The organism is Nocardioides lentus (assembly GCF_039529515.1).
GTDB classification, from domain to species: domain Bacteria; phylum Actinomycetota; class Actinomycetes; order Propionibacteriales; family Nocardioidaceae; genus Nocardioides; species Nocardioides lentus.
On sequence record NZ_BAAAMY010000014.1, the window covers coordinates 211,397 to 233,480 of the forward strand.

Below are 22,084 nucleotides of genomic sequence, written 5' to 3' on the forward strand. Positions count from 1 at the left end.
GGGCTCCTGCGGTGGTGCCGTGTGCGTCAGCGGGGTGGCTGCGCCTCAGGCGTTGGGACGCTTGCCGTGGTTCGCTGCCTTCTTCTTGCGCGCGCGGCGCTTGCGGCCGGTCTTGCCCATCGGGTCCTCCTCGTGCGACGTCGTGGGTGGGTGCGGTGCTCTCGGTGGGAGCAGTTTCCCACGACCGCTCAGGAGTCGGTGATCTGGACCTGCACCGTGCGGATCTGCGCGAGCACCCGCTCGGCCAGCCCGCTGGGCGCCGCCTCGGTGCAGGAGCGCGCGACGACCGCCTTCACGGTGCGCTCGAGGTCGTACTTGCGCAGGCAGGGCGCACACTCGTCGAGGTGCAGCTTGACCTGGTCGCGGTCGGCCTCCTCGAGCTCGTTGTCGAGGAAGTAGACGATGCGCTCGAGGTACTCGACGCACTCGCCGGCGTCGCCCTGAGCGGCGGCGTCGCCGGCGGCGTTCGCCGCCGTGGCCGCCCGGGGGCTCTCGTCGAGGCTCATCGTGCCTGTCCCTTCGCCACGGCCTTCTCGACCGTCTCCGTGCGCAGCAGGTCGTTGGCCCGCACGTGGTCGCTGAGCATGTCGCGCAGCTGTCGGCGACCCCGGTGCAGCCGCGACATCACAGTCCCGATGGGGGTCTCCATGATCCCGGCGATCTCCTTGTAGGGGAAACCCTCGACGTCCGCGAGGTACACCGCGAGCCGGAACTCCTCGGGGAGACGCTGCAGGGCGTCCTTCACCTGCGAGTCGGGGAGGTGCTCCAGGGCCTCGGTCTCCGCGGACTTCAGGCCCGCCGAGCTGTGGGACTCGGCGCGCGCGAGCTGCCAGTCCTCGACGTCCTCGGACATCGACTGCTGCGGCTGGCGCTGCTTCTTGCGGTACGAGTTGATGAAGGTGTTCGTCAGGATCCGGTACAGCCACGCCTTCAGGTTGGTGCCCGGGCGGAACTGGTGGAACGACGAGTACGCCTTGGCGAACGTCTCCTGCACGAGGTCCTCGGCGTCGGCCGGGTTGCGGGTCATCCGCATCGCGGCGGAGTACAGCTGGTCGAGGAACGGGAGCGCGTCGCGCTCGAAGCGTGCCGTGCGGTCGGCCTGCGACTCGGTCGCGACGTCGATCTCGACGTCGTCGGCGGGAGGCGCGGTCGGGACCGCGGTGGGGGTGGCGGTCGGGGTCTCTGACATCGGGAGCAAGCGTAGCCCCCGGGTGACTGACCCGGTGCCCGTGCCGGGCGTGGAGAGCAGTGCGCGCATGTCGGTCCCAACAGGGGTCCGGTGCCGGTTGTTCCCCGTCCGTTCGGCCGGGGTTCGCCCGGGCCCGGGCCGGGTACCGGCGGGGGTCGCGGCCTCCTCGGCCCGACCGGCGGTCGCCGGCGCTACCGGGGGGTGCCGGGGGTGCCGGGGGTGCCCGCGGCCCCGACGACCCGTCGTACCCAGGACGCGACGTGGGACACCAGCAGGTCGGCGACGCCCTCGGGACCCAGCGGGGAGCGCTTCGGCACGTGCAGCCCGTGGTCGGCGTCGGGCACCACCACCAGCTCGACCCCGGACGGCGGGAGGTCGGGGCGGAGCTCCTCGGGCCGGCCCGAGGCGTCGCGCTCGCCCTGGCACACCAGGGTGGGCACGCCGGCGCCCAGCAGCTCGGTCAGACGGCTGCGCTCGGGGCGCCCGGGCGGGTGCAGCGGGAACGCCAGCGCCAGGCAGCCGGCGGCGCCGAGGTCCCTCGCGCAGCGGGCAGCCGACCGCGCCCCCGCGGAGCGGCCCCCGACCAGTAGCGGACGGCCGGCCAGCAGGGCGGCGGCGGCGCGCAGGCCGTCGTCGAGGGTGGGCGGCGCGGTCGCGAGGCGCCGACCGGCGACGCGCCACGGCTGGTCGAGCAGGGCGACCTCGACGCCCGCCGCGGGCAGCCGCTCGGCGAGCGCGCGCAGGTCGTGCGTGTCGGTGCCCGCCCCGGCGCCGTGGGAGAGCAGCAGGGTCGCCACCCGGGCCGGACCCGCGGCGCCCCCGGTCCGGTCGTCGGCCCGGTCGTCGGTCCTCTCGCCGCCGTCGACGGCCCGGTGGAGGGTGAGGCGGCCCGGGCCGTGCGGGGTGGGGACCTCAAGGGTCTCGGGGCCCGGGACGGGCGTGCTCACCCGCGTCGACCGGGGAGCGCCGAGGCCGCGACCTCGTCGTCGACCTCGGTCAGCGGCAGCGGCTCGACCAGGCTCGGGCCGTTGTTGCGCACGTTGCCGACCGCGGTCGAGACCGGGTGGGCCTCGAGGGCACCGGGCGCGGCGGGCACGAGCAGGACCGCGGGGTCGGCCTCGGCGGTCGGGTCGAGCCAGGTGGCCCAGCGCTCGCGCTCCACCATCATCGGCATCCGGTCGTGGATGCGGCCGAGCGAGTCCTCGGCGCTGGTGGTGATCACGGTGCAGGTCCAGCGGAACCGCTCGGGGTCGTCGTCGGCCCGGTCCGGGTCGCGCCAGATCTCGTAGAGACCGGCCATCGCGAGCACCCCGCCGTCGGCGGGGCGGATGAAGAACGGCTGCTTCACGGGCTTGCCGCCGCGCCCGACCTGCGAGGTCGGGTACCACTCGAAGTAGCCGTCGGCGGGCAGCAGGCACCGGCGCTTCGCGAACGCCTGACGGAAGGCCGGCTTCTCGGCGACGGTCTCGACCCGGGCGTTGATCATGCGGCTGCCGATCGAGGGGTCCTTCGCCCAGAACGGCACCAGGCCCCAGGTCACCGAGCGGAGCTGCCGCACCGGGCCCGACGCGCCCGGCTCGGCCCCGTCCTGGCCGGTCCCGTGGTCACCGTCGTCGTCACGGTCGCGGGGCGGGCGGACCACGACGGCCGGCACGGACTTGGTGGGGGCGACGTTCCAGTCGGGCTCGACGGGCGCGGCGAGCACCTGCTCGACGACCTCGAACTCCTCGGCGAGGTCGTCGGCGCTGCGAGTCGAGGCGTACCGGCCGCACATGGCCCCCACCCTAGGCCGCGACGCCCGGCGGACGCTGCGGCCGATCGGGCATGATCGCCCCCATGACCGCCATCCGAATGATCGCCCGCCCGATGCTGGCCTCCGTGTTCTTCGTCGGTGGGCTCAACGCCCTGCGCAACGCCGAGAGCCTGGCCCCGAAGGCGGCGCCGGTGACCGACCGGATCGTGCCCGCGGCGCAGAAGGCCGCCCCGACCGCGCCCATCCCGGAGGACACCACCACGCTGGTACGGGTCAACGCCGTCGTGCAGCTCGTGGGCGCCGCCGCCCTCGCGACCGGCCGCTTCCCGCGCCTGAGCTCGACGGTCCTGGCCGCCTCGCTGGTGCCGACCACGATCGCCGGCCACCCGTTCTGGGCCGAGAGCGACCCGGCGGCGGCCAGGGCGCAGCGTCTGCAGTTCGTCAAGAACGTCTCGACCCTCGGCGGGCTGCTGCTGGCCGGTGTCGACACCGAGGGCCGCCCCGGCGTCGCGTGGCGCGCCCGCCGTGCCGCGAAGGACGTGCGTCGCGAGGCCAAGCACCTCGGCCACGACGTGCAGAACGCCGCCAGGCTGGCCGCGGCGAAGGCGACCTGAGCGTGGTCCACGCCGCCGACCCGTCCGCCGCCGACTGGCCCGCGCCGGTCGCGGAGGGCCCGGTCGACGCGGCGGTGCGCCTGCCCGGCAGCAAGTCCCTGACCAACCGGGCGCTGCTGCTGGCCGGCGTCGCCGACGGACCGAGCGTGGTGCGGCGCGCCCTGCGCTCGCGCGACACGGAGCTGATGGCCGCCGCGCTGCGCGCCCTGGGCCACGACGTCGACTCCGCCGGCGACGACTGGGTGGTGCGGCCGGCGGGAGCCGGCGCCGCGCCCGCCCGCGACGCCGTGGACTGCGGCCTGGCGGGCACCGTCATGCGCTTCGTGCCGCCGGTGGCGGCGCTCGCGAGCGGTCGGGTCGGGTTCGACGGCGACCCCCACATGCGGACCCGACCCATCGGGACCCTGCTCGACGCGCTGCGCGACCTCGGCGTCGCGCTCGAGGGCGGGCCGACGCTCCCCTTCGTCGTCGCCGGACGCGGCTCGGTGCCGGGCGGTCGGGTCGTGCTCGACGCGTCGGCGTCGTCGCAGTTCGTCTCGGCGCTGCTGCTGGCGGGCGCGACGTACGACGCGGGGGTCGACGTGGTCCACGAGGGCCCGCCGGTGCCCTCGCTGCCGCACCTCGAGATGACGGTCGCGATGCTCCGTGAGCACGGCGTCGACGTCGCCGACCCCGCCACCTCGGGCGAGCCGGACCGCTGGCGGGTCGCGCCGGGCCCGGTGCGGGCGCTGGACCGTGCGATCGAGCCGGACCTGTCCAACGCCGCGCCGTTCCTCGCCCTCGCCGCCGCCACCGGCGGGCGGGTCCTGGTGCGGGACTGGCCCCGCACCACCACCCAGCCCGGGGACCGGCTGCGCGAGATCCTGCCGCTCATGGGGGCGGGCTGCGAGCTGACCGACGAGGGTCTCGTGGTCACCGGCCCCGACGAGCTCGTCGGCCTCGACGTCGACCTGCGCGACGTCGGCGAGCTGACCCCGGTGGTGGCCGCGCTGTGCGCGCTGGCCTCGTCGCCGTCGGTGCTGCGCGGGGTGGCCCACATCCGCGGCCACGAGACCGACCGGATCACCGCGCTGGCCACCGAGCTCGGCGGGCTGGGCGCCGACGTCACCGAGCGCGAGGACGGCCTCGAGCTGCGCCCGGCCCCCCTGCACGGCGGGCGTTTCCGCACCTACGCCGACCACCGCATGGCCCACGCCGCGGTCGTGGTCGGCGCCGTCGTGCCGGGGGTCGAGGTCGAGGACGTCGCGACGACCGCGAAGACCTTCCCGGGGTTCGCCGACGTGTGGTCCGGCCTGTGGTGAGGGCGGGCGGTCCGCGGTGAGCAAGGCCGCGCGCCGCTACGGCGAGCAGGACCAGGAGCACTACGACCGGCCGCGACGCCGCACCCGACCGCGCACCAAGGACCGACCGTCCTACGACGACGCCGTCGACGGGACGGTGCTGCGCGTCGACCGCGGCCGGCTGCGGGTGCGCCTCGACGACCGCGCCGGCTCCCCCGCCCCGGTCACCGCGATGAAGGCACGGCCCCTGGGCCGCAAGGCCGTCGTGGTCGGCGACCGGGTGCGGCTGGTCGGCGACACCTCCGGCGACGAGGGCAGCCTCGCCCGGATCGTCGAGATCCGCGAGCGGAGCACGACCCTGCGGCGCACCGCCGACGACGAGGACCCGATCGAGCGGATCGTCGTCGCCAACGCCGACCAGCTCGTCGTCGTCGCCTCGCTCGCCGACCCCGAGCCGCGGGCCCGCCTCATCGACCGCGCCGTCGTCGCCGCGTACGTCGCGGGCATGGAGCCGCTGCTGTGTCTGACGAAGGCCGACCTGGCCTCCCCCGACGCGCTCGTCGACACCTACCGCGCCCTCGGCGTGCCGTGGGTGGTCGCGCGCCGCGACCGCGACCCGGCGGAGGTGCGCGAGCGCCTCGCCGGGCGCGTCTCGGTGCTCGTGGGCCCGAGCGGGGTCGGCAAGTCGACGCTGGTCAACGCGCTGGTGCCGGGCGCGGACCGCGAGACCGGCGGCGTCAACACCGTGACCGGCCGCGGGCGCCACACCTCCACGCAGGTGCTGATGCTCCCCCTGCCGCCCGAGGCCAGCGGCGACGCCGAGGGCGCGGCCGGCTGGATCGTCGACACCCCCGGCATCCGCTCCTTCGGCCTGGCGCACGTCGGGCCCGACGACCTGCTGGCCGCCTTCACCGACCTCGACGAGGCCGCGTCGGACTGCCCCCGCGGCTGCGACCACGCCGCCGAGACCCCGGAGTGCGCGCTCGACACCGCGGTCGCCGAGGGCCGCGTGGAGGCCGAGCGCGTCGACTCGTTCCGCCGGCTGCTCGCCGCCCGACCGCGCGCCGCCGGCGACTGAGCGCGGCCGGGTGGGGGCCAGGCCCTAGCCTGAGCGCATGCCGCTGCTGGGAGCCACCGACTTCACGGACGACCTGCGACTCGCCCACCTGCTGGCCGACGACGCGGACTCGCTGACCCTCGCGCGGTTCAAGGCGATGGACCTGCACGTGATGACCAAGCCCGACCTGACCCCGGTCACGGACGCCGACCGGGCCGTCGAGGAGGGCCTGCGGAGGACGCTGTCGCGCGTGCGCAGCCGTGACGCCGTCACCGGCGAGGAGTTCGGCGAGGACGACGGCGACGCCGAGCGGCGCTGGATCGTCGACCCGATCGACGGCACCAAGAACTTCGTGCGCGGCGTGCCCGTGTGGGCGACGCTGATCGCGCTCGCGGTGGACGGCGAGGTCGTCTGCGGCGTGGTCTCGGCCCCGCAGCTCGCCCGCCGCTGGTGGGCCGCGAAGGGCAACGGCGCCTGGACCGGGCGCTCGCTGGTCCGCGCCACCCGCATCCAGACCTCCGACGTGCGGCGGATGGAGGACGCCTCGTTCTCCTACTCCTCGCTGGACGGCTGGGACGAGCGCGGCCGTCTCGACGACCTGGTCTCGCTGACCCGACGCTGCTGGCGCTCGCGGGCCTACGGCGACTTCTGGTCCTACATGCTGCTCGCGGAGGGCGCCGTCGACCTGGCGGCCGAGCCCGAGCTGGCGCTCTACGACATGGCCGCCCTCGACGTCATCGTCCGCGAGGCGGGCGGCCGCTTCACCTCGCTCGCCGGCGTCGACGGCCCGTGGGGCACCAGCGCGCTGGCCTCCAACGGTCACCTCCACGACGTGGCCCTGTCGTTCCTGGGCTCCGCGCCGGCCGACCACGGCGACCCCGACACCCGCGCCTTCGGCCCGGGCTCCGTGCACCTCCTGAGCGACCGCCGCCGCGCCCGCGACGAGGAGTAGGCGCCGAGTCGGCCCGGATGCGCACCCGGACGCCGCCGAGTCGGCCCGGATGCGCACCCGGACGCCGCCGAGTCGGCCCTCGTGCGCACCGCGCGGAGGTCTGGTCGGCCGGCCCCGCGGGGGCTACGGTGAGCGGACCCAGCCCCGGGAGGCAGCCGTGCGCATCAGCGAGGTCCTCGACGCCCAGCGGGCGGGCGCGCCACGCGCGGTGGCCACGATCCCGGCGGACGCCGGGGTCCGCGAGCTCCTGACCCGGCTGGCCCGGCACGACGTCGGCGCCCTGGTCGTCCGCGCCGAGCAGGGCGGTGAGATCGAGGGGATCGTCAGCGAGCGCGACGTGGTGCGGGCGCTGCAGCGCGACGAGGGCCTCCTCGACGGCCCGGTCGCGGCGATCATGACCGCCACCGTCCACACCTGCGCCCCCACCGACTCCGTCGACGACCTCATGGCCACCATGACCGAGCGGCGCGTCCGGCACGTCCCGGTCCTCGACGCCGACGGCGGCCTGGTGGGGATCGTCAGCATCGGCGACGTGGTCAAGAGCCGGATCGGTCAGCTCGAGTTCGAGCGCGACCAGCTCGACAGCTACGTGCACCAGTCCTGACGGCGCGCCCGCGGCGCCCGGTCGCTAGGGTCGTGGTCATGGCTGAGCGTCCCGAGATCGACTTCCCCGACTTCGACCCGCCGAGCGAGCTCCAGGTCACCGACCTGGTCGTCGGCGACGGCCCGGAGGCCACCTCCGGCGCGCAGGTGTCGATGCACTACGTGGGCGTCGCCCACTCGACCGGCGAGCAGTTCGACGCCTCCTGGGACCGCGGCACCCCGCTGGACGTCCGGATCGGCGTCGGCCAGGTCATCGCCGGCTGGGACCAGGGCGTGCCCGGCATGAAGGTCGGCGGGCGCCGCCAGCTCGTGATCCCCCCGCACCTGGGGTACGGCGACCGTGGCGCCGGCGGCGTCATCAAGCCCGGCGAGACGCTGATCTTCGTCGTCGACCTGGTCGCGGTCTCCTGACCGGTCCGGGCGGCACCGACGGCGCCGTCGCGGTCCCCGTCAGCGGGGGCATCCGCCTCGGCCAGTTCCTCAAGCTGGCCGACCTCGTCGACTCCGGTGCGGACGCCAAGACCGCGATCGCCGACGGCGACGTGGTGGTCAACGGCGAGGTCGAGACCCGCCGCGGCCGCCAGCTCGCGGTCGGCGACGTGGTCCGCCACGGAGAGCGCGCGGCCCGCGTCGCCGAGGCGACCGACCAGCCCGGCTGACGTCCGCCCGCAGGGCGCGGCGCCTCAGCCCGCCAGCACGGCGACGGTGTGGATGAGCAGGCCCACGAGGCCGCCGACCACGGTGCCGTTGATGCGGATGAACTGCAGGTCGCGACCGACGTGCAGCTCGATGCGGGAGGCGGCCTCCTTGCCGTCCCAGCGCTGGATGGTGCGGCTGATGACCGCGGTGAGCTCGGCGCCGTAGCGGGAGACCGCGAACACGACCGCGTCCGCCGCGGTGCGGTCGAGCCGCTCGCGCAGGTCCGCGTCCGCCACGAGGCGGTCGGCGAACGCCGAGACCTCGCGCGACACGCGGCGGCGCAGCTCGCCCTCGGGGTCGCGCAGGGAGGACAGCAGGGCGCGACGGAACGCCTGCCACAGCGACACCGCGGTGGCGAGGACCTGCGGGTGGTCCAGCACCCGCTCCTTGAGGCGCTCGGCGCGCTCCTGGGTGGCCGGGTCGAACTGGAGGTCGTGGGCCAGCTGCGACAGCATCGAGTCCAGCGCCTCGCGGGCCTGGTGGCGGGGGTCGTCGCGGATGTCCGCGACCCAGCGCATCGCCTCGCCGTGGAGCCGACCCGTGACGGCCTCGTTGAGGGACTGCGGCGCCCACCAGGGGGCGCGGGCGCCGAGCACCTCCGAGAAGGTGTCGGGGTTCTGCTCGAGCCAGCGGTGCAGCTCGCCGAGCACGAGGTCCACGAGCCCGTGGTGCACGTCGTCGCGCACGACCTCGGCCAGCAGGCTGCCGGCGAGCGGTGCCACCGGCTCCTCGCGGAAGCGCGGCAGCACGGCGCCCGCGACGACGTCGGCGACCTGGTCGTCGCGGACCTTGGTGAGCCCGATCGCGGCCAGGTCCGCCGCCTCGTCCACGACCCGACGTACGTGGGCGGGGTCGGAGAGCCAGACCCCCACCCGCTGCGAGAGGTGGGCCCCCAGCACCTGCTCGCGCACCACCTGCTCGGCGAGGAAGTTCTCCCCCACGAAGTCCTGGAGGCCCCGGCCGAGCTCGTCCTTGCGCCGCGGGATCAGCGCGGTGTGCGGGATCGGCAGGCCCAGGGGGTGGCGGAAGAGGGCGGTCACCGCGAACCAGTCGGCGATCGCGCCCACCATCGAGGCCTCCGCGGCCGCGTTGACGAAGCCCCAGGCGCCGTCCTCGCCGAGGGTCAGGGCGTAGACGACGGCCGCCACCACCAGCAGCGACGACGCGACGAGACGCATCCGGCGCAGCCCTCGCCGCCGCAGCTCGTCGGCGGCGGGGTCGGCCTGCAGCACGGGGCTCAGCGTGTCGGTGCTCATCGCCGACGATCCTGTCACCCGCGTGGTCTGGAAGGATCCCGGCCATGTCGCGCACGGTGATCACCTTCGGGACCTTCGACGTGTTCCACGTCGGCCACCTCCGGGTGATCACGCGCGCGGCCGAGCTGGGCGACCGGCTGGTGGTCGGGGTGTCGGCCGACGCCCTCAACGTGCGCAAGAAGGGTCGTGCCCCGGTCTTCAGCCAGCAGGAGCGCCTCGAGATCGTCGCCGCCCTCAAGCCGGTCTCGGCGGTGTTCGTCGAGGAGAGCCTGGAGCAGAAGCGCGACTACATCCTCGAGCACGGCGCCGACGTGCTGGTGATGGGCGACGACTGGGAGGGCCGCTTCGACGAGTTCCGCGACGTGTGCGAGGTGGTCTACCTCCCGCGCACGCCGGCGATCTCGACGACCGCGCTCATCGAGAAGATCTCGGGCACCCCCTGACCCGGCGCGTCACACCCGCCACACCCGTCACACCGGCCTAGTCTCGCCCCGGGCCCGGGCCGCGGCCCGCCCACGTCCCCTCCCCGACGAGAGCGAGCACCGTGCGACGTCCGTGTGCCCCGAGGGGTGCCGCCGCACCGGCGCTCCGCGCGCTCCTGGCCGGCCTCGTCGGCGTGCTGCTGCTCGGGCTGCTGAGCGCCCCGGGACCCGCCACCAGCGCCCCGGCGAGCCCGGCGGTCCCGGCGGCCCCGCCGGCCGCGGGCGGCCCGGGGGTCGGCCCCGGGCTGCGGCTGGGACTGCTGCAGGGACTGCGCGACCTCGCGGCCGCGGCCGCCGACGACACGGCGGACGCCGACCTGCTGCGCCGTGCCCGGGTGACCGTCGAGGGGCGCACCGAGCGGGACCGCGAGGGACGGGCGGTCGCCCCGACGCTCACGCTCGCCGACGTCTTCGCGGCCTACCCCCGCCTCACCACCGAGCAGCGCCGGCTCGCCGACGCCCTGCTCGCCCGCCCCACCGACGGCGCCCGCGACACCTACGGCGACGGCTACGACTCCCCCGAGGCCACGCCGCTGTGCGGTCCGCGGGTCTGCGTGCACCACGTCGCGCCCGGCTCCGGGGACGCCGACGCGCCCCCGGACCGGGCCTGGGTGCGTCGCACCCTGCGGGTGATGGAGAAGGTCTGGACCCACCACGTCGACGAGATGGGCTTCCGCGCGCCCGCCTCCGACCTCGGTCGCGGCGGCGACGAGCGCTTCGACGTCTACCTCGCGGACGTCGGGGACGCCGGCTACTACGGCTACTGCACCCCCGAGCGCCCCCGGCCCGGCGAGGAGCGCCGCTCGTCGGGCTACTGCGTCCTCGACAACGACTTCGCCGAGTTCGACGGACCGCCGCTGCGCAACCTCAAGGTGACCGCGGCCCACGAGTTCTTCCACGCCGTCCAGTTCGACTACGACGTCGGTGAGGACCGCTGGTTCATGGAGGCCACGGCGGTCTGGATGGAGGCCCGCTTCGCGCCGCGCGCCCGGGACAACGAGCAGTACCTGCGCTTCGGCCAGCTCGGTCGCCCGGCCGTCCCGCTCGACGCCTACGAGACCACCGGCCTGGCCCACTACGGCAACTGGGTGTTCTTCCAGCGCCTGACCGAGCGGTACGGCGTCGACGCCGTGCGCCGGCTCTGGGACCGGGTCGCGGCCGGACGGGGCGACCCCGACGAGTACTCGGTCCAGGCCGTCTCCCGCTTCCTGCGGGCCCGCGGCAGCTCGCTGCGGGCCTTCCTGGCCGTGTTCGCGGGAGGCAACCTGACCCCGCGGCGCGCCTACGCCGACGGCGCGTCGTACGACCCGGCGCCGCTGGCGGTCACCCGCGAGCTGCGGGCGGGGGCCGCCACCCGCTTCCGGGCGCGCCTGCCCCACCTCGCGTCCCGTTCCTTCGCCGTCGAGCCGGGCGGCACCGCGGGCCGTCGTGACCGGGCCCGCCGGGGCGACCGGGCTGACTCCGCCGGCCGGGCGGACCGGGCGGGGCGGTCGGCGCGCGCCGAGGGGCGCCGCGACACCCGGCCGCGGCTGCTGCGCATCGCCGTGCGCGGGCCGGCCGCCCCCGTCCGGACCGCCGCGCGCGTCCTGGTGCACCTGCGCGACGGCCGCGTCCGGGCCCGCCCCGTGCGCCTGGGCCGTGACGGCCGCGACGCCGTGCAGGTGCCGTTCGCCGCGGCCCGCGTGCGACGGGTCACCGTGACCCTGGTCAACGCGTCGGCCCGCTACCGCTGCTGGGAGGGCCGGGAGTACTCCTGCGCCGGGGAGCCCCGCGACGACGGCCAGGTCCTCTCCGCGCGGGTCCGCGCCGTACGCTGAGGCCGGCCCACGACCTCGTGGGCCGTCCTCGTCGTCGTCCTCGGGAGTCCCTCCGTGCGCCGTGCACTGATCACCGCCACCGCCCTCGCCGCCGTCCTCGCGACGGCCGCCCCGGCGTCCGCGGACCCCTCGGACCCCTCGGGCACGACCGACCCGGGCACCGGCGCCACCGGGGGCGCCCCGGCCGCGCCGGCCCTGCCCGACCTGCCCGAGACGCCGGAGGAGGCCCTCGACGTCGCCGTCGACGCCCTCGCCGGGCAGCCGGGCGACGCCGAGCCGGAGGAGGTCGAGGCCAGCCTCGCGCTGCGCGACCTCTGGCTGCTGTCCGACGGCCTCGAGGGACGCGACGCGGACCGCGCCGACAGCCTGCTCGCCCGGCCGAGCGACCGGCGCCGCGACCAGTACGGCGACGGCTACGCCGCCGGGACGCCCGTGGTGCGCCGGTGCGCCGAGGACGTCTGCGTCCACCACGTCGCGACCACCGAGGACGCCGCGAGCCCGGCGTACGCGGAGCGGGCGCTCGCGGTGATGCAGGACGTGCACGCCCACCACGTCGACGAGCTCGGCTGGCGCCCGCCGGTCTCCGACGGCGAGCGCGGTGGCGACGGCAGGTTCGACGTCTACCTCGCCAACCTCGGTGACCAGGGCCTCTACGGCTACTGCTCGCCCGACGACGGCACCGCCCGCGGCCAGCGGGTCACCGACGGCTACTGCGTCCTCGACAACGACTTCGCCGAGCCGGTGTTCTCCGCGAACTCCCCCGACGACAACCTGCGCGTGACGGCGGCCCACGAGTACCTCCACGCGATCCAGTACGCCTACGACGCCCGCGAGGACACCTGGCTGTTCGAGGCGACGGCGACGTGGATGGAGGAGCAGTACGCCGACGACGTCGACGACAACCGCCAGTACCTCGGCGCCGGCCAGCTGCGTCGCCCCGACCAGCCGCTCGACCGCTCGGTGCCGGGCAGCCGGGCGCTCTACGGCAACTGGATCTTCTTCGAGCACCTCGCCAACCGCTTCGACCCCGCGATCGTGCGCGAGGTCTGGGAGGCCGCCGCACCCTCGGGCCCCGCGGCCTCGACGCCCGCGGCCACCTCGGTGCCCGCGGTCGCGACCGCGCTCGCCGGACGCGGCACGACGCTGCGCCGGGCGTTCGCCGCGTACGCCGGCGACAACACGGTGCCGGCGCGCAGCAGCGCCTACCCCGAGGGGGCCGCCTGGGGGCGCAGGGCCCCGGTCGCCCGGACCGTCGACCTGGACCGCGACCGCCGGTCGAGCGGCGCCGTCGTCCAGCGCGTCGACCACCTCGCCTCGCGCACCGTGGCGCTGACGTCCCGCGGGTTCGCCGACGGCGTGCGACTGCGGGTCCGCGTGGACGGTCCCCCCGGGGCCGCGAGCCCCGCGGTCCAGGTCGTGGTGCACCGCCGCTCCGGCAGCGTCGGACGCCGCTTCGTGCCGCTCAACGGCCCCTCCGGCGCCCGCACCGTCAGCCTCGACTTCGCCTCCGCCCGCGTCAGCGAGGTCACGCTGACGCTCGTCAACGCCTCGCGCCGCTACCGCTGCTTCACCGGCAGCACCTTCAGCTGCCAGGGCACCCCCCGCGACGACGGCTCCGCCTTCACCCTCACCGCCACCGCCGTGCGCTGACCCCCGCACCCCGTACCGTCCGGCGTACACCCGCCGTACGCCCGGCTGACCGGGGATTCCGGCCCGGAACGGCGTACGTAGACCCGCCGATTGCCCACAAACGGCGCAAAACCTCTACCTCTGCCTGCTGCTTTCCGACACTCGACGCCGGTCGCGCCGAGTGTCGGCGAACGGCAGTCCGAACGCCCTCAGATGCGCCGATTGCCCACAAACGGCGCAAAACCTCGACCTCCGGCTGCTGCTCGCCGAGACTCGACGCGACGACGGCCCCGGTCCCGGGTGGACCGGGGCCGAGGCCGTCGTGCGGGTGGTGCGGTCCGGCTCAGGCGTCGTCCGCGATGGTGTGGACGGCGGCCTCCTCGGCGCTGGCGCCGGCGCCGTCGATGCCCTCGTCCTCGGCGGCCATGCTGCCGTCGACGAGGTCCTCGCCGAGGCGGCCGGTGCGCTCCTCGCCGACCTCGCCGGCGACGTCGCCGTCGACGACGCCGGAGGAGTCGGCGGCGTCGCGCTCGGCCTCGACGCCGGAGGCCTCCCAGACCTCGGGCTCCTCCTGGCCGAGCCGGTCGTCGATGGTCTCGCCCTCGATCTGCTCGGCGGTCGTGGTGCCCTTGGCGGTGACGCCCCGGTAGGCCTCCGGCGGGGAAATGCCCTCGTCGAGGACGTCGTCGACCCCCCGGTCGTCCAGGGTGTCCTCGGGCTGCAGCTGGTCTTCACTCATGCGTCCACCGTAGTGGGCGCACCCCGATCGGCCGGCTGCGCGGGCAGCCCCACGGAGACGGTCGTGTCGCCGGGTGCGCTGCGCAGGGAGACCGTCCCGCCGTGCGCCTCGGCGATGGCCTTGACCAGCGCCAGGCCCAGCCCCGCACCGCCCGCGCGCTGGCGGGCGGGGTCGCCGCGGGTGAAGCGCTCGAAGGCGTGGGAGGCGGCGTCGTCGTCGAAGCCGGGGCCGTCGTCGTGGACCTCGACGACCGCGCGTCCCTCGAGGACGTGGGCCCGGGCGGTGACGGTGCTGCCGGCGGGGGTGTACTTCCGGGCGTTGGTCAGCAGGTTGGTCACCACCTCGTGCAGCCGCTGCTCGTCGCCGGTCACCTCGACCGCCCCGTCCGGCACGTCGACGTGCCAGCGGTGGTCGGGGGCCACGACGCGGGCGTCGGTCACCGCCTCGAGCAGCAGCCGCGTGACGTCGACGCTCTCGCGGGCCAGCGGACGGCCGGCGTCGAGGCGCGCGAGGAGCAGCAGGTCCTCCACGAGGCCGGTCATCCGGCCCGCCTCCTCCTCGACCTTCGCCAGCGCCGTCCGGGTGGCGTCGGTGTCGTCGGGACGACGTCGCGCCAGCTCGACGTAGCCGGCGATCGTGGTCAGGGGCGTGCGCAGCTCGTGGGAGGCGTCCGCGACGAAGCGTCGGACCTGCTCCTCGCTGCGCCGGCGGGCCTCCAACGACGTGCCGACGTGGGTGAGCAGCCCCGCGAGGGCGTCGCCCACCTGACCGACCTCGGTCCGCTCGTCGCGCAGGTGCGCCGGCACGCGGTCGCGCAGGTCGACCTGGTCGGTGGCCAGCGGCAGACCGGCGACGACGTGCGCGGTCGCGGCGACCTCGTTGAGCGGGCGCATCTGCCGGCGCACCAGCACCGTGCCCGCGACGACGCTGCCGAGCCCGCTGAGCAGGAGCAGGCCGATCTCCCAGGTGACGAGCGTGTCGAAGACGGCCTCGACCTCGCTGGTGGGCAGGCCGGTCGCGAACTCGCCGTCCGGGGTCTCGATGACGGCCACCCGGAAGTGCCCGGCGTCGGGCAGCGACACGTCGCGCGGCTGCCCGTCCGTGGGCAGCTCCCGGATCGCGTCCAGGTCGGCGCCCGACAGCGGCTCGCGCTCCGCCGGCGGGGTGCCGCGCTGCACCAGCACGTCCCCGCGGGTCGGCTCCGTGTCGCCGGGGCTGGGCAGGAACGCGGTGAGCGTCCCCACCGCCTGCCCGGGGGCCGGGAAGTCGTCGCGGTCGCCGTCGACGAAGTCGTCGCGGAACAGCCGCGCCCGCCCGAGCGCCGCGAGCACCTCGTCGTCGAGGCGCTCGGTGAGGTAGCGGTTGACCGCGAAGCTGGTCACCGCGCCGGTCGCGAAGGTCACCCCGATGACCAGCAGCACGACGGTGAGGACCAGCCGCGAGGTCAGCGAGACCGGACGACGGCCGAGCAGCACGGGCGCCTCAGCCGGCCGGGCGCAGCACGTACCCGGCGCCGCGCATCGTGTGGATCATCGGGCGACGGCCCGCGTCGACCTTCTTGCGCAGGTAGGAGATGTAGAGCTCGACGACGTTGACCTGGCCACCGAAGTCGTAGTTCCAGACGCGGTCGAGGATCTGGGCCTTGCTCAGCACGCGGCGCGGGTTGCGCATCAGGAAGCGCAGCAGCTCGAACTCGGTGGCGGTCAGGCGGATCTCGGTGCCGTCGCGGGTGACCTCGCGGCTGTCCTCGTCGAGGACGAGGTCGCCGACCGTGAGCACGGAGCGGGCGTCGGAGCGACGGGCCCCGGCGCGGCGCACCAGCGCCCGCAGGCGGGCGACGACCTCCTCCAGCGAGAACGGCTTGGTGACGTAGTCGTCGCCGCCCACCGTCAGCCCGGCGATGCGGTCCTCGACGGCGTCGCGCGCGGTGAGGAACAGCACCGGCACGTCCTCGGCCTCCGCCCGCATCCGCTTCAGGACGTCGGGACCGGGCAGGTCGGGCAGCATCCAGTCGAGCACGACCACGTCGGGCTGCACCTCCCGGACCTTGGTGAGGGCCTCGTTGCCGGTGTGGGCGACGGTGACCATCCAGCCCTCGTAGCGCAGCGCCATCTTCAGCAGCTCGGCGATGTTGGCCTCGTCGTCGACGACGAGGACCCGCAGCGGGGACCCGTCCGCGCGGACGAGGTCGGGCTCCTGCGTGGCCGTCTGGGTGCTGGTGTCGGGCATGTCGCGCATTGTGCACGCCCGTCCTGTGCTGGACCTGTGAGTTCGGTGAACCCTCTCCCTGAGGTCCCGGTCAGTCGGCGACCCTCACCACGAGCTTGCCGTGGTTCTCGCCCCGCAGCATGCCGACGAAGGCGGCCGGCGCCTGCTCGAGGCCCTCGACGACGTCCTCGTGGTAGCGCACCGACCCGTCCGCGACCCAGCCGCCCATCTCGCGCAGGAAGTCGTCGTGGTGGGTGGGCACGAACTCGGTCTGGATGAAGCCGCGCAGCGTGAGGCTCTTGGTCAGCACCGACGACATCAGCGCGGGCACGCGGTCCGGGCCCTCCGGCAGCGACGTCGCGTTGTAGCCCGACACCAGGCCGCAGACCGGGACCCGGGCGTAGAGGTTCAGGTGGCGCCAGACCTCGCGGGTCACCCGGCCGCCGACGTTCTCGAAGTAGACGTCGACCCCGTCGGGCACGGCGGCGGCGAGGTCCTCGGCGAACGTGTCGCTGCGGTGGTCGACGACGGCGTCGAAGCCGAGCTCGCGGAGCATCTCCAGCTTGCGGGGCCCGCCGGCGATGCCGACCGCCCGGGCGCCGCGCTGCCGGGCGATCTGGCCGACGGCGGAGCCCACCGGCCCCGCGGCGGCCGCGGTCACCACCGTCTCGCCCGGCTGCGGGCGGCCGATCGCGGCCAGCCCGGCGTACGCCGTGAAGCCGGGCATGCCCAGCACGCCCAGCGCGGTGGAGACCGGCGCGGTGGCCGGGTCGACCTTCCGCACGTGCGCGGCCGGGACCACCGCGTGGCTCTGCCAGCCGCCGTACGCCAGCACGACGTCGCCGGGGGCGAAGCCGTCGGCGCGCGAGACGACGACCTCGCCGACCGTGCCGGCGGGCATCACGCCGTCCACCGGGGTGGGCGCGGCGTAGGACTCGGCGTCGCTCATCCGGCCGCGCATGTAGGGGTCCAGCGACAGGTACTGCGTGCGCACCAGCAGCTCGCCCTCGCCCGGGGCGGCCGTGGCCACGGTCTCGGTGCGGAAGTTCTCCGCCGTCGGCTCCCCGTGGGGGCGCGAGGCGAGGACGATGCGGGTCGTGTCGGGGAGGGTCTCGGTGCTCATGTCCTCGACGGTAGGCCCGCGTCCCGCACCGGGCCGCGGGGCCCCACCCGGTGGCTGAGCGGGAACACCTCGATCGGCGCGACCCGGGTGAGCAGGCCCCACAGCCCGCGCGGCGCGACGAGGACGACGACGACCGCCACCAGCCCCAGGACCACGAGGTACCACGCCCCGAGGTCGGCGAGCCGGTCCTCGAGCAGGAAGTAGACGACTGCCCCGAGGATCGGGCCCTCGATGGTGCCGATCCCGCCGATCAGGACCACGAAGATCATCGCGGCGGTGAACTGGACCGAGAAGACCGACTCCGGGGTGACCCGCAGGGTGGTCAGGGCGGTCAGCGCCCCGGCGAGACCGACCGCGGCGGACGAGCCGACGTAGACCACCCGCTTGGCGCGGGTCACCGGCACCCCCAGCCCCGCCGCGGCCGTCGGGTCGTCGCGCAGCGCGGTGAGGCCCAGCCCGGTGCGCGAGCGCATCAGCAGGTACGCCGCCAGGACGACGAGCACGGCCAGCGCGAGGCCGAGCCAGTAGACGGTCGCGACCCGGGTGACGCGGTCGGTGCCCCGGAACGCGAGCAGCGACAGACCCGACCCGCCGCCGAGCGCGTCGACCTGGCCGGTGACGAGCTTGAGCACCTCGGCCACCACCCAGGTGCCGATCGCGAAGTAGCCGCCGGCCAGCCGGAAGACCAGGAACGACGTCGCCCACGCCACCAGCCCGCTGAGGACCGCGGCCGCCCCGACCGCCGCGAGCAGGGGCAGGCCCACGGCGTCGCTGAGGTGGATCACCCCGTAGCCGCCGATCCCGATGAACGCCTGCTGCCCGATCGAGACCATGCCGGCGTAGCCGGCCATCAGGTTCCACGTCGTGCCGAGGATCACGAGCACGAACAGGCCGACGAGGTTGGACAGGGTGCCCAGCGAGACCTGGTAGGGCACGACGACCGCCAGGAGGACCACCACGACGCCGAGCGCGCCCAGCGCGACCCACGAGGCGCGGCCGCCCCGACGGACCTCCACCGCCTCCGCGCTCACGCCGTCACCGTCCGCGGCATCAGGCCGCTGGGCCGCACCAGCAGCACCAGGAGGAAGACGACGTGGCCCGCGAGAACGCCGTACGCCGGGTCGAGCTGGGAGCCGACCGTCTGTGCGACACCCAGCACCAGCCCACCCCACAGGGTGCCCCACAGCGACCCGAGCCCGCCGATGATGACGGCCTCGAAGGCGAAGATCAGGACCAGGTCGCCGTAGGTCGGCGAGAACTGCGTGCTCATCCCGACGAACGCGCCCGCCAGCGCGACCGTGCCGACGGCGATCGCGGTGGCGAGGCCGTAGAGGTGGCGCTGGTCGATGCCCATCAGCTGGGCCGTCTCGGGGTCGTCGCTCGTGGCGCGCATCGCCCGGCCGGTGCGGGTGCGCGCGAGGAAGAGCTGCACCGCCGCGATCACGCCGACGCCGGCGGCGCAGGTCACCAGCGCGAACACGCCGACGGTCAGCGGCCCCACGGAGACCCCGGCCGTCCCGAGGTCCCCGATGGCGATCGAGCGGGTGTCGGCGCTGAATGTCTCCTGCAGCAGGTTGGTCAGCACCACCCCGATGCCGAAGGACACCAGCAGCGGCGACAGCTCGCCCTGCCGCAGCGCGCGGTTCAGCAGCCCGCGCTGCAGGGCGTAGCCGAGCGCGGCGAACAGCGGCACCACGACGACCACGCCGAGCAGCAGCGGCAGGGAGACCTCGACGGTCAGCCACAGCACGACGTACGCCGCGGCCACGGCGAGCACCCCGTGCGCGAGGTTGACGATCCGCATCACGCCGAACACCAGCGAGAGCCCGCAGGCGAGCAGCGCGTACTGCCCGCCCAGCAGGATCCCCTGCACCACCGCGCCGACCCAGTCCACGTCCGTCTCCTCAGATCCCGAAGTAGGCCGCGGTCACGTCGTCGCGGCTCAGCGAGCCCGCCGGTCCCTCGAGCACCGTGCGACCCTCCAGCAGGCACTGCACCCGGTCCGCGCACCCCAGTGCCTGGTCGAGGTCCTGCTCGACGACCAGCACGGTCGTGCCGCGCTCGACGATCCGCGGCAGCGCCGCGTAGATCTCGCCGACGACGACCGGCGCGAGCCCGAGCGAGACCTCGTCGAGCAGCAGCAGGCGGGGGTTCGACATCAGCGCCCGCCCGATGGCCACGGCCTGCTGCTCGCCACCGGACAGGTGCGCGCCGGAGCGGGCACGGCGGTCCGAGACCAGCGGGAACAGGTCGTAGACCGAGGCGAGGTCCCACGGACCGCGACGGGCCCGGTAGGCACCGACCAGGAGGTTCTCCTCCACGTCGAGGGAGGGGAAGATCCGCCGTCCCTCCGGGGTGAGCGCGATCCCGAGCGCCACCCGCTGGTGGGCGGGCAGGTGCTCCACGGGCTCCCCGTCGAGCACGACCCGGCCGGCGCTCACCGGCAGGCTGCCCGCGACCGCGCGGAGCAGGGTGGTCTTCCCCGCGCCGTTGGCCCCGATGACGGCGAGGGTCTCGCCGGCGGACACCGACAGCTCGAGGCCGTGCAGGGCCTGCAGGTCGCCGTGGTGCACGTCGAGCCCGGCGACCTCCAGCAGCGCGCTCACGCGCCCACCTCGTCGGCGGGGCCCGAGCCCAGGTAGACCTCGACCACCCGGGGGTCGCGCATCACCGCGTGCGGGTCGCCGATGGCGACCACGTCGCCCAGCGCGAGGCACATCAGGCGGTCGACCACCTGGAGCAGGGCGTGGACGATGTGCTCGATCCACACCACCGCGAGCCCCGAGCTGCGCAGGTCGGCGACGAGCGCGACGAGCTCGGGCAGCTCGGCGTCGGTCAGCCCGCCCGCGATCTCGTCGAGCAGCACCAGCCGGGGCCCGGTCGCGAGAGCCCGGGCGAGCTCGAGGCGCTTGCGGTCGAGGAGCCGCAGGCTCCCGGCGGGCGTGTCGGCCAGCCGGGTCATCCCGCACCGCTCCAGCGCCCCGGCCGCCTGCCGGTGGGCCTCGCGCCCGCGCCGCGCCCCGCCGTACGCCGCACCGACGAGCACGTTCTCGAACACGCTCATCTGCCCGAACGGCCGTGGCACCTGGTAGCTGCGACCGACGCCGAGGGCGCTGCGCCGGGCGGCGGACGCACGGGTCACGTCGACGCCGTCGAGTCTCACGCGTCCGCCGTCGGCGGGCGTGGTGCCGGTGACCAGGCTCAGCAGCGTCGACTTGCCGGCCCCGTTGGGGCCGACCACGCCCAGGACCTCGCCGGCCGCCACGTCGAAGGAGACGTCGCGGGCGGTGACGACCCTGCCGTAGGCCTTCGCCAGGTGCTCGACGCGCAGCACGGGGGTGGACACGGCCACGCGCTCAGCCCAGCGGCTCGACGGAGCCGCCCGTGGGGATCTCGGGCTGCAGCGTGTTGGAGACGACGACCAGCTCGAAGCTCTCGCCGTCGTCGGTGCGCCACTGGCCGCCGGTGACCGGCGTCTTGGCGACGTACGGCGGGACGTTCTCGTCGGCGCCCCAGGCCAGGTCGCCGACCACGGTGCTCACCTGCAGCGACGACAGCGCCTCGGTGACGGCCTCGGGCTCGGTCGAGCCGGCCTCCTCGACGGCCGCGACCGCGACCTCGAACAGGGCGTGGGAGAAGCCGAGCGGCTGGGTCCACTGCCCGCCGGTCTCCTCCTCGTAGGCGTCGGCCAGCTCCTGGGAGCTCTGGTCGGTCAGCGAGCTGGCGAACGGGGCGGTCGGGTGCCACCAGACCTCGGTGCCGAGGTTGTCGCCGATCTCGCCCAGGGCCTCCACCGAGGAGGGGAAGAGCAGCGCCTTGCCGATGGTCGCGATCCGCGGCTGGTACCCCTGCTGCTGGGCCTGGCGCCAGAAGGTCGTGAAGTCGGGCGGGATGGGCACCCCGAGGAGGATGTCCTTGCCCTGGAAGTCGGAGACCTGGGAGGAGAAGTCCTGGGTGCCGTTGGGGTAGAGGCCCGGGTCGTCGATGGTGACCCCGGAGTCCTCGGTGAGGGCCGGGAAGTTGGCGCTCCAGGCCTCCCCGTCGGGGTCGTTGGGGAACAGGCCGCCCGCCTCGCCGTTGGTGTCGACCTGCTGCCACATGTCGGCGTAGACCGCGGCGACGTCCTCGAGGCCCCAGAAGAAGTGGTAGCTGTAGGACAGGTCCGCGGGCTCCGCGCCGTCACGGATCGCGAACGGCTGCCAGGGCGCCACCGTGGTGATGCACGGGACCGCGTTGGCCTCGCACTGCTCGGAGACGGGGTTGACGATGTCGGGGGTCGAGGAGGCGAGCACGAGGTCCACGCCGTCGTCGTTGATCAGCTCGGCCGCGACCTCGCCCGCCCGGTTGGAGTCGCTCTGGGCGTCGCGGACCACGATCTCGACGTCGACCTCCTCGCCGCCCACCTCGACGGGGTTGTCGGCGAAGTAGGCCTCCATCTGCTCCACGACGAAGCTGTCGGCCTCGCCGAAGGCGGCCAGCGGCCCGGTCTGCGGCGAGACGTAGCCGAGCGTGAGGGTGCCGGCGCCGGCCTCGTCGCCGTCCTCGCCGCCCCCGCCGACGGTGCCGCCGCAGCCGGCGAGGGTGAGGGTGGTCAGCGCGCCGAGGACGAGCGCCCGACCGGTGGTGCTGCTGCGCAGGGACTTCATGGGTGGCTCCTGTGGTCGTGGTGGACCCGAGACGGAG

The 22,084-nt window shown here is 75.2% G+C and carries 25 protein-coding genes; 10 read left to right on the top strand and 15 right to left on the bottom strand.

Annotated elements, in window-relative coordinates; genetic code table 11:
* Positions 1-45 precede the first annotated feature (45 nt).
* The 5 genes from ABD158_RS19290 to ABD158_RS18375 form a co-directional block, all read right to left on the bottom strand.
* Complete coding sequence (locus tag ABD158_RS19290; protein WP_371863162.1) at positions 46-120, bottom strand: 50S ribosomal protein bL37; 75 nt, start codon at positions 118-120, stop codon at positions 46-48.
* A gap of 68 nt (positions 121-188) precedes the next feature.
* The gene (gene rsrA, locus ABD158_RS18360) at positions 189-506 is read right to left on the bottom strand and encodes a mycothiol system anti-sigma-R factor (protein WP_344009294.1); all 318 of its coding nucleotides are present in this window, start codon (positions 504-506) and stop codon (positions 189-191) included.
* Positions 503-1,189, bottom strand: coding sequence for a sigma-70 family RNA polymerase sigma factor (locus ABD158_RS18365; protein ID WP_344009296.1), 687 nt, complete (start codon positions 1,187-1,189; stop codon positions 503-505). Before ABD158_RS18365 ends, rsrA begins: the two co-directional genes overlap by 4 nt.
* Before the next feature lie 191 nt (positions 1,190-1,380).
* Positions 1,381-2,136: an alpha/beta hydrolase family protein gene (locus ABD158_RS18370; protein WP_344009298.1), complete on the bottom strand. Its 756-nt coding sequence runs from the start codon at positions 2,134-2,136 to the stop codon at positions 1,381-1,383.
* Positions 2,133-2,963 (bottom strand): SOS response-associated peptidase, encoded by an 831-nt coding sequence (locus tag ABD158_RS18375; protein ID WP_344009300.1) that lies wholly within the window; start codon positions 2,961-2,963, stop codon positions 2,133-2,135. The genes ABD158_RS18370 and ABD158_RS18375 overlap by 4 nt, the downstream gene beginning before the upstream one ends.
* Positions 2,964-3,025: 62 nt before the next feature.
* Here ABD158_RS18375 and ABD158_RS18380 point away from each other — a divergent pair, with 62 nt between their 5' ends.
* The 7 genes from ABD158_RS18380 (at position 3,026) to ABD158_RS18410 (ending at position 8,107) form a co-directional block, all read left to right on the top strand.
* Entirely contained in the window at positions 3,026-3,556 is a 531-nt protein-coding gene (locus tag ABD158_RS18380; protein WP_344009302.1) for a DoxX family protein, read from the top strand.
* 2 nt (positions 3,557-3,558) lie between these two features.
* Positions 3,559-4,857 carry a 3-phosphoshikimate 1-carboxyvinyltransferase gene (gene aroA, locus ABD158_RS18385; RefSeq protein ID WP_344009304.1) on the top strand — a complete coding sequence of 433 codons (1,299 nt, stop codon included), beginning with the start codon at positions 3,559-3,561 and terminating at the stop codon, positions 4,855-4,857.
* A gap of 16 nt (positions 4,858-4,873) precedes the next feature.
* On the top strand, positions 4,874-5,914 hold the full coding sequence (rsgA, locus tag ABD158_RS18390) for a ribosome small subunit-dependent GTPase A (protein ID WP_344009306.1): 1,041 nt from the start codon (positions 4,874-4,876) through the stop codon (positions 5,912-5,914).
* 37 nt (positions 5,915-5,951) lie between these two features.
* Positions 5,952-6,845, top strand: a complete 894-nt coding sequence (locus ABD158_RS18395; RefSeq protein WP_344009308.1) for an inositol monophosphatase family protein — start codon at positions 5,952-5,954, stop codon at positions 6,843-6,845.
* Positions 6,846-7,002: 157 nt separating this feature from the next.
* Positions 7,003-7,449, top strand: coding sequence for a CBS domain-containing protein (locus ABD158_RS18400; RefSeq protein ID WP_344009311.1), 447 nt, complete (start codon positions 7,003-7,005; stop codon positions 7,447-7,449).
* Between the two features lie 38 nt (positions 7,450-7,487).
* On the top strand, positions 7,488-7,859 hold the full coding sequence (locus tag ABD158_RS18405) for an FKBP-type peptidyl-prolyl cis-trans isomerase (RefSeq protein ID WP_344009313.1): 372 nt from the start codon (positions 7,488-7,490) through the stop codon (positions 7,857-7,859).
* A 50-nt stretch (positions 7,860-7,909) separates the two neighbouring features.
* A complete protein-coding gene (locus ABD158_RS18410) occupies positions 7,910-8,107 on the top strand; it encodes an RNA-binding S4 domain-containing protein (protein ID WP_425573237.1) in 198 nt (65 codons plus the stop codon).
* Between the two features lie 24 nt (positions 8,108-8,131).
* Here the strand turns inward: ABD158_RS18410 and ABD158_RS18415 are convergent, their stop codons facing one another.
* On the bottom strand, positions 8,132-9,403 hold the full coding sequence (locus ABD158_RS18415; protein ID WP_344009315.1) for a DUF445 domain-containing protein: 1,272 nt from the start codon (positions 9,401-9,403) through the stop codon (positions 8,132-8,134).
* 44 nt (positions 9,404-9,447) lie between these two features.
* Here ABD158_RS18415 and ABD158_RS18420 point away from each other — a divergent pair, with 44 nt between their 5' ends.
* The 3 genes from ABD158_RS18420 to ABD158_RS18430 all read left to right on the top strand — a co-directional run bounded on the left by ABD158_RS18420 (position 9,448) and on the right by ABD158_RS18430 (position 13,352).
* Positions 9,448-9,846, top strand: a complete 399-nt coding sequence (locus ABD158_RS18420) for an FAD synthase family protein (protein WP_344009317.1) — start codon at positions 9,448-9,450, stop codon at positions 9,844-9,846.
* 101 nt (positions 9,847-9,947) lie between these two features.
* Positions 9,948-11,702, top strand: coding sequence for an MXAN_6640 family putative metalloprotease (locus ABD158_RS18425; protein ID WP_344009319.1), 1,755 nt, complete (start codon positions 9,948-9,950; stop codon positions 11,700-11,702).
* Positions 11,703-11,756: 54 nt separating this feature from the next.
* Positions 11,757-13,352: an MXAN_6640 family putative metalloprotease gene (locus ABD158_RS18430; RefSeq protein ID WP_344009321.1), complete on the top strand. Its 1,596-nt coding sequence runs from the start codon at positions 11,757-11,759 to the stop codon at positions 13,350-13,352.
* A gap of 322 nt (positions 13,353-13,674) precedes the next feature.
* On the opposite strand, the gene ABD158_RS18435 is transcribed toward ABD158_RS18430, so the two are convergent.
* The 9 genes from ABD158_RS18435 to ABD158_RS18475 all read right to left on the bottom strand — a co-directional run bounded on the left by ABD158_RS18435 (position 13,675) and on the right by ABD158_RS18475 (position 22,047).
* Positions 13,675-14,070, bottom strand: a complete 396-nt coding sequence (locus ABD158_RS18435) for a DUF5709 domain-containing protein (RefSeq protein ID WP_344009323.1) — start codon at positions 14,068-14,070, stop codon at positions 13,675-13,677.
* Positions 14,067-15,545, bottom strand: coding sequence for a sensor histidine kinase (locus tag ABD158_RS18440; RefSeq protein WP_344009325.1), 1,479 nt, complete (start codon positions 15,543-15,545; stop codon positions 14,067-14,069). The genes ABD158_RS18435 and ABD158_RS18440 overlap by 4 nt, the downstream gene beginning before the upstream one ends.
* Before the next feature lie 7 nt (positions 15,546-15,552).
* Positions 15,553-16,299 (bottom strand): response regulator transcription factor, encoded by a 747-nt coding sequence (locus ABD158_RS18445; RefSeq protein ID WP_344009327.1) that lies wholly within the window; start codon positions 16,297-16,299, stop codon positions 15,553-15,555.
* 70 nt (positions 16,300-16,369) lie between these two features.
* Complete coding sequence (locus ABD158_RS18450; protein ID WP_344009329.1) at positions 16,370-17,401, bottom strand: NADP-dependent oxidoreductase; 1,032 nt, start codon at positions 17,399-17,401, stop codon at positions 16,370-16,372.
* Positions 17,398-18,432 carry a branched-chain amino acid ABC transporter permease gene (locus ABD158_RS18455; protein WP_344009331.1) on the bottom strand — a complete coding sequence of 345 codons (1,035 nt, stop codon included), beginning with the start codon at positions 18,430-18,432 and terminating at the stop codon, positions 17,398-17,400. Before ABD158_RS18455 ends, ABD158_RS18450 begins: the two co-directional genes overlap by 4 nt.
* Positions 18,429-19,295, bottom strand: coding sequence for a branched-chain amino acid ABC transporter permease (locus ABD158_RS18460; RefSeq protein WP_344009333.1), 867 nt, complete (start codon positions 19,293-19,295; stop codon positions 18,429-18,431). Before ABD158_RS18460 ends, ABD158_RS18455 begins: the two co-directional genes overlap by 4 nt.
* A gap of 10 nt (positions 19,296-19,305) precedes the next feature.
* Entirely contained in the window at positions 19,306-20,007 is a 702-nt protein-coding gene (locus tag ABD158_RS18465; protein ID WP_344009335.1) for an ABC transporter ATP-binding protein, read from the bottom strand.
* Positions 20,004-20,753, bottom strand: coding sequence for an ABC transporter ATP-binding protein (locus tag ABD158_RS18470; RefSeq protein ID WP_344009337.1), 750 nt, complete (start codon positions 20,751-20,753; stop codon positions 20,004-20,006). The genes ABD158_RS18465 and ABD158_RS18470 overlap by 4 nt, the downstream gene beginning before the upstream one ends.
* Before the next feature lie 4 nt (positions 20,754-20,757).
* The gene (locus tag ABD158_RS18475) at positions 20,758-22,047 is read right to left on the bottom strand and encodes an ABC transporter substrate-binding protein (RefSeq protein WP_344009339.1); all 1,290 of its coding nucleotides are present in this window, start codon (positions 22,045-22,047) and stop codon (positions 20,758-20,760) included.
* Positions 22,048-22,084 lie beyond the last annotated feature (37 nt).